The organism is Tardiphaga sp. 619_E2_N8_4, from assembly GCF_051810905.1.
GTDB lineage: Bacteria > Pseudomonadota > Alphaproteobacteria > Rhizobiales > Xanthobacteraceae > Tardiphaga > Tardiphaga robiniae.
The window spans coordinates 2659919-2673667 of record NZ_JBPWQJ010000001.1; the positions used below are offsets into that span (position 1 = coordinate 2659919).

Genomic DNA, 13749 nt, shown 5'->3' on the forward strand with positions numbered 1-13749 from the left:
GCAGCGATCAGCTCGCTGTCTCATCCCCCCACCTTCTCCGTTTGATCGTAGATCTGGCGCGCGACCTGGTTGAGCCGGTCCTTGTCGGTGGGGCCTGACACGACATAGCCGACGCCCTTGTCAGCCCAGAACATGGCGCCGTCCTTGTCCTGCGCGGCATAGCGCATCTGGGTGGCGTCGGCTTTCGCCGCACGCGATGTGTAGAGCGTGTAGCGCTCGCCCGACGGGCTCTCATACATGAAGAAGGCCGCTGGCGCTTCGGGGCCGGGCAGCAAGCGTCCGCCGACCAGCTTCAATCCGGCCGCATCGAGTTCGGGCGCCTTGATCTCGTAGCCGACGCGCTTCGACAGCCACTGCTGCAGGTGTGCACGTTCATTGGCTGCGACTTCGACCGGATGACGGACTTCGACCACATAGGTCCGGTGCGCACCGAGCGCGTCCACCGTGAAACTCCGGAATATCGACGGCGTGGTCGCTGCGCCGCGTGCGACCCAGCCCGCGCTGCCACCTGCAATGAAGGCGGCAAGCGTTGCCGCGACGGCGCCGTAGATCCAGCGCCGCGGCTGCTGAACCAGTCGCTCGATTTCCAGCCGCTGCGGCACGGCTTCGTCGGCAATCGCATCGTAGCGGGCATGCAGCAACTCGGCCATTGCGCGCCATGATGCGACGCGCTCGGCATCGTCAGGATGTGTCGCGAGCCAGGCCTCGACATCGGCGCGGCGCTCAGCCGGCAATTCATTGTCGACGAAGGCGTGCAATTCGTCTTCGGTCACGGGAATGTTCGGTCCGGTCATTATCATCTTCCCTTTAAATCATTTGACCGCGCGCAGCGCCGGGCGCTCGCCGTCGAGATAGGCTTTGACATGGGCGCGGGCGCGCGCGAGGCGCGACATCACGGTGCCGATCGGCACGCCCTGAATGTCGGCGACTTCGCGGTAGCTCAGGCCTTCGAGCATCACGAGCAGCAGCACCGAGCGCTGCTCTTCGACGAGGGCGGCAAGGGCGCGCGAGATGTCGCGCCCTTCGGCTTCGGTCCCGCTGGCATCCGGATTGTTGTCGAACAGCTCGGTGAAGACTGGTTTGCGTGCCAGCGACCGGCGGCGGTTGCGGTTCAGATTGGTTAGGATCGTATAGAGCCAGCTTCTGAGATCGCCACCGATGAACAACTTCTCTGAGCGCAGCGCGCGCACCAGCGTGTCCTGAACCAGGTCGTCTGCGATGTCGGTGTCACGCGCCAGCGCCCGCGCATAACGGCGCAGCGCCGGAATCATGCTCTCAACGCTCTCGCGAAAGGCGCTCATGGGGCTCGTGCCATCCGTTGCAATCCTGACGGTATCTTGGGCGGTCCGCAATTGCGCCGCATCTATCATAACACCTTGGCGGACCGTCTATTCCGGCGTTAAGCCCGGACGGTAAACAGCCACATAACCGGGCTTTTGGGCTGTACCGGACGCAAGTGCTGGTGTACCCCCAAGGCTAGATCGGCATGGACTGCCAAGTTATCAGCCAAGCAAATAGGATGTGATATGAGTGAAGTTTCAGGCCTGATGAAGGGCAAGCGCGGCGTTATTCTCGGCGTCGCCAACAACCGCTCCATCGCCTGGGGCATCGCCAAGGCGTGCCAGGCGCAGGGCGCGGAGATTGCGCTGACCTATCAGGGCGATGCGCTGAAGAAGCGCGTGGAGCCGCTGGCGGCGGAACTGGGCGCGCTCGTGCTTGGTCATTGCGACGTCACGGATGCCGCGACCATCGATGCGGTGTTCGACGAGCTCAAGGCGAAGTGGGGCAAGATCGACTTCGTCGTCCATGCCATTGCGTTTTCCGACAAGAACGAGCTCGAGGGCCGCTATGTCGACACCACGGCGGAGAACTTCAGCAAGAGCATGCTGATCTCCTGCTATTCGCTGACCGCGGTTGCGCAGCGCGCCGAGAAACTAATGACTGACGGTGGTTCGATCATCACGCTGACTTATTACGGCGCCGAAAAGTGGATGCCGAACTACAACGTGATGGGCGTCGCCAAGGCCGCGCTCGAAGCCAGCGTGCGCTATCTGGCGGCTGACCTGGGCGAGAAGGGCATCCGCGTCAATGCGATCTCCGCCGGCCCGATCAAGACGCTGGCCTTCGCAGGGATTGCCGACTCCCGCTATCTGCTGAAATATAACGAGGTCAATGCGCCGCTGCGCAAGAACGTCTCGATCGACGAAGTCGGCCAGAGCTCGATGTATTTCCTGTCTGACCTGTCCTCTGGCGTCACCGGCGAAGTGCATCACGTCGATGCTGGCTATCACGTGCTCGGCACCAAGGTGCCGGATGCGCCGGATATCTCGATGGGCGGCAAGGACTGATCGCTTAGTCCATGCCGAAACCAACGATCTATTATATTCGCCACGGCCAGACCGAATGGAACGCCGCCGGTCGCTTTCAGGGCTCGAAGGACATTCCGCTCAACGATCTTGGTCGGGAGCAGGCAGCACATGCCGGCACCGTGCTGAAAGACCTGCTGGCACGGGACGGGCGCACCAGCGGCGGTGTCGCCTTCGTCTCCAGTCCGCTCGGCCGCGCGCGCAACACCATGGAACTGGTGCGCGGCAAGCTGGATCTGCCGCATGACGACTACGGCCTCGACGATCGTCTGCGTGAGATCGGCTTCGGCCACTGGGAAGGATTCACGCTGGCGGAGCAGGAAGCCGCACATCCCGAGATCTTTGCGGCGCGCTTGCGCGACAAATGGAGCCTGCCGGCGCCGGGCGGCGAGAGCTACGCTGAGGTGCAACTCCGGATGCGCGAATGGGTTGACGGCCTGACGGGCGATACTGTCGCGGTGGCGCATGGCGGCACGGCACGCGCTCTGATGGTGGCACTGGGCCTTGAGACTCCGGACGGCGTCAGTGAGCTGCCGATCCAGCAGGGCGCGGTCTACGTGTTCAACGCCGACGGGATGGACAAGTTTAGTTAAGCATTTCGGCTGACCGGGCGATTTGACCCCTCGGACGGCCCGCGTTACGACATCTGCTCAAGCAGCGAGCGCCCCATGTCCCACAACACCTTCGGCCACATGTTCCGCGTCACGACCTTTGGCGAGAGCCACGGGGTGGCGATTGGCTGCGTGGTCGATGGCTGTCCGCCGCTGATTCCGCTGGATGTTGCCGAGATCCAGGCCGATCTCGATCGCCGCCGTCCCGGCCAGTCGCGCTTCACCACGCAGCGCCAGGAGGCCGATGCGGTCAAGATCCTGTCCGGGGTCATGGCGCATCCGGAAACCGGTGTGCAGGTCACGACGGGGACGCCGATCGCGCTCTTGATCGAGAACACCGACCAGCGCTCGAAGGACTATTCGGACATCAAGGACAAGTTTCGGCCGGGTCACGCCGACTTCACCTATGAGGCCAAATACGGGTTGCGCGACTATCGCGGCGGCGGTCGCTCGTCGGCCCGCGAGACCGCAACGCGCGTCGCCGCTGGCGCCATTGCGCGCAAGATCGTACCGGGCATGACGGTGCGTGCGGCGCTGGTGCAGATGGGACCGCACAAGATCGACCGCGGCAACTGGGACTGGGATGAGGTTGCGCGCAATCCGTTCTTCTGCCCGGACAAGGACAAGGCTGCGTTCTTCGAAGGTTATCTCGACGGCATCCGCAAATCCGGCTCGTCGATAGGCGCGGTGATCGAGGTGGTCGCCGACGGCGTGCCGGCCGGGTTGGGCGCGCCCATTTACGCCAAGCTCGATGGCGATCTGGCAGCGGCCCTGATGAGCATCAATGCGGTGAAGGGCGTCGAGATCGGCGACGGTTTCGGTGCTGCGGAATTGTCCGGCGAGGACAATGCCGACGAGATGCGCATGACCAATCACGGCCCGTCATTTCTCTCAAACCATGCTGGCGGCATCCTCGGCGGCATTTCCACAGGCCAGCCGGTCGTGGCACGTTTTGCAGTGAAGCCGACTTCGTCGATCCTGTCGCCGCGCAAGACCGTCGATCGCAATGGCGCCGATACGGACATCCTGACCAAGGGTCGTCATGATCCCTGCGTCGGCATCCGCGCCGTGCCGGTGGCGGAAGCCATGGCCGCTTGTGTGCTCGCCGATCATTTCATTCGGCATCGCGGACAGGTCGGCTAGAGTAAGTGACTGACCGAAGCCCGCGTTCGCGCGAGTTTGAAAGTGCCAGCCGTGTTGCCCGACAAGCTCAGAGAGATCATCGACTGGCTCAGTGACGGTGCGCGATCCGCGCCGACGCCATCGCGCATGATGGCGGAATGTTGCGAACGGCTTGTCGCTGCGGGGCTGCCGCTATACCGCGTCGGCATCTTCATCCGCACCCTGCACCCGGAAATCTTCGGCCGAAATTTCATCTGGCGTCCGGAGACCGGGGTGGTCCTCAGCTCGGTTGATTTCGACATTCAGGAGGCGCCTGAATTCCTCAGCAGTCCGCTTGCGCTGGTCTTCCGTGAAGGTGTCGAGGTTCGCAGCCGACTTCATGAGCCATCAACCACACCCTTTCCTTTTTTCGACGATATGCGCGCCGAAGGCGTTACCGACTACATCGCGATCCCGCTCACCTTCGTCGACAACATGCTCCACGCATCAAGCTGGACCACGAAGCAGCCTGGCGGTTTTACGGACGAGCAGCTTGCTGCCTTGAAAACGGTGCTGCCGACATTGGCGCGGTTGATCGAGGTCATCGGCATACGACGAGTGACTGTGACACTGCTCGATACCTATGTGGGCAATCGCGCTGGCGGACGTATTCTCGGTGGTCAGATCCGACGGGGCCACACCGAGACCATGCGCGCAGCGATCTGGTTGTCGGATCTGCGCGGCTTTACGGCGCTGTCGGATCGATTGCCGCCGGAAAGCGTCGTCGAGATTCTCAACCTTTACTTCGATTGTCAGGTGCCTGCGATCCTCAAGCATGGCGGCGAAGTGCTCAAATTCATGGGCGATGGCCTGCTGGCCGTGTTTCCCATTGCTGAGGATGATACGGATCGTTCGATGGTTTGCGGTCATGCGCTGGAGGCTGCGCGTGAAGCCAGCGCTGCCGTTGAAGCGCTGCGCTGGTCGGATGCGGCAGGTGCCGAAGAGCGCTTTCGCTTCGGTCTGGCACTGCATGTCGGCAAGGTACTTTACGGCAATATCGGCGGCGGCAACCGGCTCGACTTCACCTGTATCGGCCCGGCGGTGAACCTCGCCGCGCGTCTGGAGAAGATCGCGGGCAGGCTGCATCGTACAGTGGTCGCGTCGACCGCTTTTGCTGGTGCGACAGACGCCGACTGGGCCGATCTCGGTGAATTTCCCATCGCTGGCTTCGCCAAGGCCGAGCAGGTCTATGGATTGGGCGATGAAACCGCGGTCGCCGGCTGAGGTCAGTCGCCGCGCAGATGGGATTGCTTGAGGGCCGCGGTCAGGATCATCAGGGTCACCCAAAGCCGCAGCATCGCGAAGCTGAAGATAAAGACGAAGAAGATCAGGTTTCGGATGAAGGTGTTCGTCGTCGGCGCCTGCCCGTAGATCGCAATCGCGTTGCGAACGAGACCCTGGACAAAACCGAGGCCGAAATAGGCGGCGGTCAGGACCAGAAGGCCCACGCCGAGCCACGCGCTTCGCCTGGCGAATTCACGGCAAGCCGCGAAGAAACGAACCCTGTTGTCATGGCGTTCGACGCCGACGATCATCAGCAAGATCAGCGTGGCGATGGAGGCATTCCAGATCTTTCCGGCCGCCGTCGGCTGATCGAACGCCATGCCATCGATGCCGCCCATGAAGTTCAGGTCCAGCGGCGAGATCCCGAGCGATACAGAGATCATGCTCGCTATAAGCATCAGCGCGCCGATACGCACCAGAATGCGCAGCGATAGTCGGAATTCATCCTCGAACGTCATCGCTCCGAGATGGGTCTCGCCGTCGGCAAGCTCGATCGACCGCCGTGCGGTCACCAGAAACGCGAGAAGAACGGCAACCGTGGCGACGAAGATGGCCGGCAAGGCGATAACGCCACCGCTGAACGCGATCACGCGCATTCCCGCTGCCAGCACGAGCCAAGGCAGGCATTCGATGAAGCGCAAAGGCCCGAACGACAATTCCGGCCGGGATACATATTGCTTGCGGAGTGCAATCGACATCTGGCGAGCTTGCCACATGCCGCCCAACCTCGGATTGAGCCGATCGTTAAATTTTTATCGTCTTGAGGGCCAAAGCAGAAGCGCCACGTCCTATTCTTCTGGCTCGGTCGTGAACAGAAGCGGATAGCCCTTGGCGCGGCCGGCATCTGTCGCGCGGGTCGCCTTGGTCTCGGCGACGTCACGGGTGAACACGGCGACGACGCAGACGCCGCGTTGATGCGCCGTCATCATTACCTTGGCGGCTTGATCCTCGGACATGCGAAATTCCGCCTTCAGCACCCGCACGACAAACTCCCGCGGCGTGAAGTCATCATTGACGAGGATAACCTTGTACAATTTCGGCCGCTCGACCTTCGGCTTGGTCTTAGTCTTGGTCTGCGGGGCGGTGACACTCTCGGGCATGCACACTCATCCGGATCGCGCTCTGTGGCGGCGACGCGACGATGATCACTCGGCCGGGCAATCCTTGAGGCGTTGCACGGCATCCTGATCGCCGCGCTGCACGGCCATTGGTTTCAGTTTACAGGCTCCGGGGACGTCGCGAAACTGCGGGTTCTGCGATAGTTTGAGATCGACCAATGCGGTAAGTGCGTCAGGCTCGCCAAGTTCCGCAGCCTGAATTGCCTCATACAGAACGATGTTGAGCGAAGAGATCTGAACCTGCGGATGGCCGGCCAGCAGCCGCAGGGCCTTTAGCCGGGAGTCGTAATCCCAAACCCCGGCAGTGATCAGCAAGTCGATCCCCTTTGACACGTCGCGTGGCACCAGCTTTCCATCGAGATAAAGCTCGCCGAGCAGGCCACTCGCGCTCGCTTGATGGCGCTGGCTTTGCAAGATCGATAATGCGCGCTTCGGATCGGCCGGGCCGCCTTCGCCATCGAGCAGCATCTGCGCCAGCTCGGTATCGCCTCCCAGATGATCGCGCGCAGCCTCTTCAAATAGTTTGCGGGCGCGCACGGGATCGTTGGGACGCGTGGCTTCAGCCAGCGCCGCCTTGGCGCCAAACGAGCCGCCTTGGGCGAGACGTGCGAGTAAATCCCGGCCGAGGGTCTGCTCGTCCGGCTGCGGGGATCGCGCGAGAAGCCGGGCAAGCCTGATCTGCTGGTCCGCACGGGTGACGTTCTCCGGCAGCGGCAACCGAAGCGCGCGCTCGGTCCAGTATCGTTCGGCCGAGGGGGCCCGCTTCACGATGCCGCCACGGCCATAGAGGATGGCGAGCCTGTTTACCGCTGACGGGTTGTCCAGTTCGGCTGCCTTGATCAGCGCGTGCTGTGCCTCGTCGCGCGCAATCAGTTGCGGGCGATCAAGATGATAGTCCCATGAATTGTGCGACTCATAGATTGCGTAATTTGCCTCGCTATCGTTCCGGGCTGCGGCCTCGCGCAACAGTGCGACCGCCTCGGCGCGCCGTTCATGCGGCAGCGATTGAGCGAAGGCCACCTTGTTGCGGACATCGTCCGGAGCTGCAGCGAATGCTTCGCTGCAGGCGGCCTGGCGCATCCGGTAACGCAGCTTCTCTTGTTGCTCGGGGAGGTATTCGGTGGCGTTCCGCAAAAGACGGCGGCATTCGTTGGCTGCGTTGGCGCCGAACGGCTGAATAGGTTCATCGTGTTCGGCGGCCCCTGTCTTGCGCTGTTCGGCAGGTGCTGAAACGAACAAAGCGATCGCTGCGCCGATGCAAGCGAGCAGTACGGCCCACACGATTGGGCGCCGCGCTGCGGGCTGGCGGCCACCGTTCATCGGCGCATTCAAGGCGGCACTCATGTCGGCCATTCCGGTCGGCAATGGTGGATGTGGCGTTGGCGACATCCTGCGCTAGCTTTGTCGCGCGAACGTGCAAACCGTTCAAATCCGGGGGCAGGCGCCCGTTAACTCTGCCGCAGCAGCAGAGCCGCCATGACCGGATTGTGAACATGCCTGCAGGTTCCTGCTTTGCGGCTCGTCATTTGCATGTCACCATTCGATTCTCAACGGGAGGGCCGCTATGCGCTGGTGTGTCTCGATTGGAGCGGTACTCGTCGCGGGAGCGATGGCCGGCGGCGACGTCGCGAGCATGGCGGCGACGGGCCCGAAAGCGCAGTTTGCCCAGAGCAAGCAGGACCCCGTAGTCGATGTCGAACTGGTGCTGGCGGTCGACGTTTCCTATTCGATGGATATGGACGAGTTGGCGATCCAGCGCGAAGGCTATGCCCAGGCCATCGTCTCCAAGGAATTTCTTACCGCGCTCAAAAGCGGCCCGACAGGCAAGATCGCGGTCACTTATTTCGAGTGGGCGGCATCGTCAGACCAGAAGCTGATCATTCCCTGGCGTGTCATCGATGGTCCTGAATCCGCCGACGCGGTGGCATCCGAAATCATGAAGACACCGATTCGCCGGGCGTCGCGGACGTCGATCTCGGGCGCGATCTACTACGCAATGCCGCTGTTCGATGAAAATGCGCTGCACGGTCTGCGCCGGGTCATCGATATTTCGGGCGATGGGCCGAACAACAATGGAGGACCGGTGACGGTCGCGCGCGACGAGGCAGTCGCGAAAGGTATCGTCATCAACGGCCTGCCGATCATGGCCAAGGAACTGTCCTACTCGACCATGGATATCGAAAACCTCGATCTCTATTACGAGGACTGCGTGATCGGCGGCGCGGGTTCCTTCGTGGTGCCGATCAAGGAGCGCGACAAGTTCAAGGAAGCGATCCGCACCAAACTGGTGTTGGAAGTCGCAGGATTGATGCCCGAGCCGCGCGCGATTCCCGTCGCCAACACGACGAAGGAGCCGCGCGTCAATTGCCTGATCGGCGAGAAGATCTGGCAGGATCGCTGGGGGCGTTAGTTCCGTTAGCCATCGACCCGCGCAATCGCGTGGAAAAACGTGCCGGTGACATGGCCGCGCCGTCCGCCGCGTTCTGCCATGGGTTCGGCCTGCGCGTTGCGGAGATCGACCAGCGGGTCGTCGCTGCCCGGATCAATCAGTGACGCGTAATGGAATTCGTGGCCACGGATGAGCGATCCCTTTGGTCCGATAGGACTGTCGGATAGCAATTGCGCCTCGCGATAGCCGAGATGCAAGCGCCGCTTGTGGAAACTCGTCGTGTGGCTGAGCAGCCCCGTCATCGTATGCCGGTTGCCGTCGGCATCCTCCAGACTTTCGCCGAGCACCATATAGCCGCCGCACTCGCCATGGACCGAACGTGTCTGTGCGAAGCGCACCAGCCCGTCGCGGAAATTTTGCGCCGAGGCAAGCGTTGCCACGTGAAGTTCGGGATAGCCGCCTGGCAACCAGCATGCATCACAATCATCCGGCGGAGCTTCATTGGCCAGCGGTGAGAAGCGGACGACCTCCGCGCCGGCATTGCGCCAGCCGTCAATCAGGTGCGGATAGATGAAGGTGAAGGCAGCATCAGCGGCCAATGCAATGCGCTGACCCGGCGGTGGCAATGCTGGCGTGGCATTGAGCGTGGGCAGCCGCTCGATGGGGGCGGTCAGCGCGATGATGGCATCGAGATCGAGATGCTTTTCCGCCATGTCGGCGAGCACGGAGATTCGCGCAGTGAGGTCGCCGTGTTCGCCGGCCTGGATGAGGCCGAGATGGCGCTCCGGCAGCGCCAGCGCGGCATCCCGCGGAATGGCACCGACGACGGGGATGCCGAGCGGCGCGATGGCGTCCGTGATAAGGCGGCGGTGGCGATCGCTGCCGACGCGGTTCAGGATCACGCCGGCGACGTGCACGTCAGGACGATGACTGGCAAAGCCGCGCACCATGGCGGCGGCGGATTGCGATTGCGCGGTCACGTCGAGCACCAGCAGCACCGGTAGATTGAAGCGCGCGGCGATACTGGCACTGCTGCCGTCGCGGTCGGCGACGCCGGGCACGCCGTCGAACAGGCCCATGACGCCTTCGACCACCAGCAGATCGGAGGCATCGCTGACGCCAGCCATCAGCGCCTGCAGCAGGGGCGGCGGCATCGTCCAGCTATCGAGATTGATGCAAGGCGTGCCGGTGGCGACCGCGTGAAAGGCAGGGTCGATATAATCTGGCCCGGCCTTGGCCGCGCGCAGTACCATGCCGCGCCGCCCGAGCGCGGCGAGCAGGCCGAGCGTAACCGTGGTCTTGCCTGCGCCGGAACGTGCTGCGGAGATCAGCAGGCCAGCGGTCATGATGGAACCTGGCTGAGGCTTTTCTCGATCATCGTGATGCGATGTGTCATCGCTTCCGAGATCGATGCAACCAACTGTTCGGGGAAATCTGGAGGCAAGTCATCAATCGCCTGCTCTGCCTTCGTCATCGTGTTTGCGACGATATCCTCGAAAGTGGAGCGCACGAGACTGGCACCGATGCCCGCCATCGCAGCGGATTGGACGAAGTGCCGCGGCATGACCTCCTCGACCCCGTAGTGACGGCTCTTGCCGATCGACATCGCCAGCTTGAAGTTTTTCCTCGTGACCTGCCCATTGTCGAGGCTCGGCTGTGCGCTCAGCACATCGTAGAGCGGGGTCATGCGGAAGCGTCCACCTGGATTGAGGAAGATGCTGAAATTCTTGGCATGGCCGTCGGTGGCGCCGATCAGCCAGAACACGATGATGGCGCGCAGGAAATGCGAAAGGTCTGCTTCGACGGTGTCGCTGCCCTTGAGCAGGCCGAAGATCTCCGTCGTACCGGGGCCGCCGTCGGACTGATATTTTCGCGTCGAGGCTATGGACAGCGATTGCAGGCAGTCCTCCTGAGGCAGGCGCAGCAGGCGCTTGTCGCGCGTCCAGAGCCGGTCGAAGCGTTCGACCACCAGCGTTCGCCGCCCGCCGAAATCGGCGATTTCCGTATGGGCTGACGGGATGCCGAGCGCTGACAGAAGTCTAAGGCAGAAATACTCGTTCTCGACACTGTCCGATAGATCGACGCCGTTTGGGAGCCGGCCGATCTGCGGCTTCAGGATATGGGTGGTCGCCGTCGTGCCAATTGGTTTGTACCATCGGCCGTCTCGCTTCAGCAGCGCCGTTTTCTCCTGGGCTCCGGCGATAGAAATGCGGAAGTCCTTATCCTCGCCGAGCCCGAGCGGGGCAGAAACGAGGTTGTTCAGGATGTCTGCGATATCGCCAGCATCGACAGGATGGCCGTCCACTTTGCCGGCCGGGTCGGGTGTGTGTTCGTCCGGAAGAAATTGCAACGCGCCGACGCAGTCGTGGCCGAGGGCGGCGAGCATGCTGTAGGTGTCGGTGCCTTCGGCGCCGACACGTTCGGCGACGCGCTTGCGGATTGCGTCGCCGTCCGGCAGCAGATTGTCGAAGACATTGAGGACCGCCGCGCCGACGTACTGATCTTCGCGCAGTGGAAGGGATAGCGAGATGGGAAAGGTCGAATCCCAATCCAGCCAGTCGCGCGCATAGCGGAAGTTGACGGCACCAGTTGCCTCGCGCCGGAGCGCACCGACGAGCCTGCCGTTGACGAACACGTTCAGTGGAACGTGCTTCGGCGAACGCGCCATCAGAAAATGCTTTCGATGTCGGCGGCCTCGGTGGTCGTACGAGATCGCACAACCAGTTCGAGATTGAGCGCGGCGAGAGCCGCCATCAGCGTATTGAGTTGGACGGCGGGTTCGCCGGCTTCCAAACGGGAAACCGTTCCCTGCCGCAGATGCAGCTTCTGGCCGAGTTCCGTTTGTGTAAGGTCAGCTTGCTTTCTCACCCGCCGCAAAATGGCGCCGAGCTGTTTTTCGTTGCGTGCGATCTGGTCCATGGAAAATCTCCCATGAAGTTTATACGCGGTCGCGTATAAAAATACAATATACGCGAATGCGTATATTTAAATTTTATACGCGAATGCGTATAAAAAAGATATATACGCGATCGCGTATAAGCCGCCTCACACTGTCGCTCTTTCTTTCTTCGGCCAGTACTTGTCCCGCAAATGGCGCTTCACCAGTTTGCCGGTCGGCGTGCGTGGCAGTTCGGCCTCGAAGTCGATGCTCTTGGGGCATTTGATCGGGGACAGATGCTTGCGGCAGTACAAGATCAATTCGGCCTCCAGCGCCTTGCCGGCGCGGCTCATGTCGTGCGGCTGCACCACGGCCTTGACCTCTTCGCCCATCTCCTCGTTCGGCACGCCGAACACCGCAACATCGGCGATGTCCGGATGGGTGATGAGAATGTCCTCGGTCTCCTGCGGATAGATGTTCACACCGCCGGAAATGATCATGTAGGACTTGCGGTCGGTGAGGTAGAGGAAGCCTTCGTCATCGAGATAGCCGACATCGCCGAGGGTGGACCAGCCGCGCGCGTTATAGGCGCGCTTCGTCTTCTCGGGATCGTTGTGATAGCTGAACTGCGGCGTATCGGCGAAATACACCGTGCCGATTTCGCCGGTCGGCGCTTCCTGGTCTTCTTCATTGACGATCTTGACGCTGCCGACCACAGCCTTGCCGACGGTCCCGCGATGCGACAGCCACTGCTGCGAGTTCGACACGGTGACGCCGTTGCCTTCGGAGCCGGCGTAATATTCGATCAGGATCGGTCCCCACCAGTCGATCATCCGCGCCTTGACGTCGACGGGGCAGGGGGCTGCGGCATGGATCGCGCCGTTCAATGAAGAGACATTGTATTTCAAACGGATTTCATCCGGCAGCTTCAGCATGCGCACGAACATGGTCGGCACCAGCTGCGACTGGGTGATCTTGTACTTTTCGACAAGCTTGAGGAATTCCTCGGCGTCGAAATGCTCCATGATCACCGACGTGCCGCCGAGCGTGATCGCCATCATGTTAAAACGTAATGGAGCCGCGTGATACAGCGGCGCCGGTGACAGATAGATCGAGTCCGATGTCATGCCGCACATGTTCGCGCAGAGCAGCTTCAGGAACGGATTGGGCACGTCGATCGGATTGTTCTCCGAGGCGCGCTTGATGCCCTTGGGGCGGCCCGTCGTGCCCGACGAATACAGCATGTCGTAGCCGGCAACCTCGTCGGCAATCGGCGTGGCGGGCTGAGTGGCGAGGGCACTATTCCAGTCGCGGAAACCGGTGCGCGAACCGTCGACGATATAGAACATCGGCTCCGCGGCGCTGGTAATCAGCGGCGCAACCACATCGGCGCATTTTTCGGAAGTGATGACGACCCGTGCGCCGCAGTCTTTCACGATATAGGCGATTTCGTCCTGCGTGAGGTAGCGGCTGATCGCCGTGTAATACAGCCCGCTGCGCTGGGCCGCCCAGCAGATCTCCATGAAGTCGAGGCGATTCTCCATCAAGAGCGCGATGTGATCGCCGGCCTTCAAGCCCAGCGAGCGGAACAACTGCGCGCCGCGGTTCGAGCGTTCGTCGAGTTCGCGATAGCTGAGCGCCTGGCCGGAGCCGGCCATGCGGTAGGCAATCTTGTCGGGATTGGTCTTCGCGTGAATCGACGGATGCGTCATGGAGAATTCCTTGGTGTTTCCTCGAAGACCGGCGGATTTTTCCGCTCGTGGTGTGGTTTAGTTTTCTTACGTCCCCTCTCCCCTTGTGGGAGAGGGTGCCGGAGCGAAGCGAAGGCGGGAGAGGGGTATGGCCAGTCGCGGGCCCTCTCCCGTCTCGAACCCGCTTCGCGTGTTCGATCCACCCTCTCCCACGTCGCGCTGCTACGCAGCGCTAGGGGAGAGGGGAAGAA

14 protein-coding genes are annotated in these 13749 nt (G+C 62.0%); 5 read left to right on the plus strand and 9 right to left on the minus strand.

The features are described 5' to 3' along the window. Window positions 1-20: 20 nt before the first annotated feature. Together AB8A23_RS12705 and AB8A23_RS12710 are read right to left on the minus strand one after the other, a co-directional pair. Window positions 21-794, minus strand: a complete 774-nt coding sequence (locus tag AB8A23_RS12705; protein ID WP_439059551.1) for an anti-sigma factor family protein — start codon at window positions 792-794, stop codon at window positions 21-23. A gap of 18 nt (window positions 795-812) precedes the next feature. Further along, window positions 813-1301, minus strand: coding sequence for an RNA polymerase sigma factor (locus tag AB8A23_RS12710; RefSeq protein WP_089265487.1), 489 nt, complete (start codon window positions 1299-1301; stop codon window positions 813-815). Between the two features lie 225 nt (window positions 1302-1526). Here AB8A23_RS12710 and fabI point away from each other — a divergent pair, with 225 nt between their 5' ends. The 4 genes from fabI (at window position 1527) to AB8A23_RS12730 (ending at window position 5362) form a co-directional block, all read left to right on the plus strand. Further along, a complete protein-coding gene (fabI, locus tag AB8A23_RS12715) occupies window positions 1527-2348 on the plus strand; it encodes an enoyl-ACP reductase FabI (protein ID WP_093756866.1) in 822 nt (273 codons plus the stop codon). A gap of 11 nt (window positions 2349-2359) precedes the next feature. After that, window positions 2360-2959 carry a histidine phosphatase family protein gene (locus AB8A23_RS12720; RefSeq protein ID WP_439059550.1) on the plus strand — a complete coding sequence of 200 codons (600 nt, stop codon included), beginning with the start codon at window positions 2360-2362 and terminating at the stop codon, window positions 2957-2959. A gap of 75 nt (window positions 2960-3034) precedes the next feature. Then, the gene (gene aroC / locus AB8A23_RS12725; RefSeq protein WP_092145082.1) at window positions 3035-4120 is read left to right on the plus strand and encodes a chorismate synthase; all 1086 of its coding nucleotides are present in this window, start codon (window positions 3035-3037) and stop codon (window positions 4118-4120) included. A gap of 51 nt (window positions 4121-4171) precedes the next feature. After that, window positions 4172-5362, plus strand: coding sequence for an adenylate/guanylate cyclase domain-containing protein (locus AB8A23_RS12730; protein ID WP_175368409.1), 1191 nt, complete (start codon window positions 4172-4174; stop codon window positions 5360-5362). A gap of 2 nt (window positions 5363-5364) precedes the next feature. On the opposite strand, the gene AB8A23_RS12735 is transcribed toward AB8A23_RS12730, so the two are convergent. The 3 genes from AB8A23_RS12735 to AB8A23_RS12745 form a co-directional block, all read right to left on the minus strand. Further along, complete coding sequence (locus tag AB8A23_RS12735) at window positions 5365-6120, minus strand: hypothetical protein (RefSeq protein WP_439059549.1); 756 nt, start codon at window positions 6118-6120, stop codon at window positions 5365-5367. Between the two features lie 90 nt (window positions 6121-6210). Next, complete coding sequence (gene clpS, locus AB8A23_RS12740; RefSeq protein ID WP_120291842.1) at window positions 6211-6522, minus strand: ATP-dependent Clp protease adapter ClpS; 312 nt, start codon at window positions 6520-6522, stop codon at window positions 6211-6213. Between the two features lie 45 nt (window positions 6523-6567). Further along, window positions 6568-7884 carry a tetratricopeptide repeat protein gene (locus tag AB8A23_RS12745; RefSeq protein ID WP_439059548.1) on the minus strand — a complete coding sequence of 439 codons (1317 nt, stop codon included), beginning with the start codon at window positions 7882-7884 and terminating at the stop codon, window positions 6568-6570. Between the two features lie 220 nt (window positions 7885-8104). Between AB8A23_RS12745 and AB8A23_RS12750 the strand changes: the two genes are divergently transcribed. Beyond that, entirely contained in the window at window positions 8105-8950 is an 846-nt protein-coding gene (locus AB8A23_RS12750; RefSeq protein ID WP_092145074.1) for a DUF1194 domain-containing protein, read from the plus strand. A 5-nt stretch (window positions 8951-8955) separates the two neighbouring features. Here AB8A23_RS12750 and AB8A23_RS12755 read toward each other — a convergent pair whose 3' ends face one another. From AB8A23_RS12755 to AB8A23_RS12770, 4 genes are all read right to left on the minus strand, one after another. After that, on the minus strand, window positions 8956-10275 hold the full coding sequence (locus tag AB8A23_RS12755) for a cobyrinate a,c-diamide synthase (RefSeq protein WP_439059547.1): 1320 nt from the start codon (window positions 10273-10275) through the stop codon (window positions 8956-8958). Beyond that, a complete protein-coding gene (locus AB8A23_RS12760) occupies window positions 10272-11597 on the minus strand; it encodes a type II toxin-antitoxin system HipA family toxin (protein ID WP_439059546.1) in 1326 nt (441 codons plus the stop codon). Before AB8A23_RS12760 ends, AB8A23_RS12755 begins: the two co-directional genes overlap by 4 nt. Beyond that, a complete protein-coding gene (locus AB8A23_RS12765) occupies window positions 11597-11848 on the minus strand; it encodes a helix-turn-helix domain-containing protein (protein WP_089265478.1) in 252 nt (83 codons plus the stop codon). Before AB8A23_RS12765 ends, AB8A23_RS12760 begins: the two co-directional genes overlap by 1 nt. Window positions 11849-11974: 126 nt before the next feature. Further along, entirely contained in the window at window positions 11975-13519 is a 1545-nt protein-coding gene (locus AB8A23_RS12770) for an acyl-CoA synthetase (protein WP_439059545.1), read from the minus strand. Window positions 13520-13749: the final 230 nt, after the last annotated feature.

Bases quoted from the DNA above. Each gene is read 5' to 3' on its own strand.
- AB8A23_RS12705 (WP_439059551.1), bottom strand. From the start codon at position 794: ATGACCGGACCGAACATTCCCGTGACCGAAGACGAATTGCACGCCTTC.
- AB8A23_RS12710 (WP_089265487.1), bottom strand. From the start codon at position 1,301: ATGAGCGCCTTTCGCGAGAGCGTTGAGAGCATGATTCCGGCGCTGCGC.
- fabI (WP_093756866.1), top strand. From the start codon at position 1,527: ATGAGTGAAGTTTCAGGCCTGATGAAGGGCAAGCGCGGCGTTATTCTC.
- AB8A23_RS12720 (WP_439059550.1), top strand. From the start codon at position 2,360: ATGCCGAAACCAACGATCTATTATATTCGCCACGGCCAGACCGAATGG.
- aroC (WP_092145082.1), top strand. From the start codon at position 3,035: ATGTCCCACAACACCTTCGGCCACATGTTCCGCGTCACGACCTTTGGC.
- AB8A23_RS12735 (WP_439059549.1), bottom strand. From the start codon at position 6,120: ATGTCGATTGCACTCCGCAAGCAATATGTATCCCGGCCGGAATTGTCG.
- clpS (WP_120291842.1), bottom strand. From the start codon at position 6,522: ATGCCCGAGAGTGTCACCGCCCCGCAGACCAAGACTAAGACCAAGCCG.
- AB8A23_RS12745 (WP_439059548.1), bottom strand. From the start codon at position 7,884: ATGAGTGCCGCCTTGAATGCGCCGATGAACGGTGGCCGCCAGCCCGCA.
- AB8A23_RS12750 (WP_092145074.1), top strand. From the start codon at position 8,105: ATGCGCTGGTGTGTCTCGATTGGAGCGGTACTCGTCGCGGGAGCGATG.
- AB8A23_RS12755 (WP_439059547.1), bottom strand. From the start codon at position 10,275: ATGACCGCTGGCCTGCTGATCTCCGCAGCACGTTCCGGCGCAGGCAAG.
- AB8A23_RS12760 (WP_439059546.1), bottom strand. From the start codon at position 11,597: ATGGCGCGTTCGCCGAAGCACGTTCCACTGAACGTGTTCGTCAACGGC.
- AB8A23_RS12765 (WP_089265478.1), bottom strand. From the start codon at position 11,848: ATGGACCAGATCGCACGCAACGAAAAACAGCTCGGCGCCATTTTGCGG.
- AB8A23_RS12770 (WP_439059545.1), bottom strand. From the start codon at position 13,519: ATGACGCATCCGTCGATTCACGCGAAGACCAATCCCGACAAGATTGCC.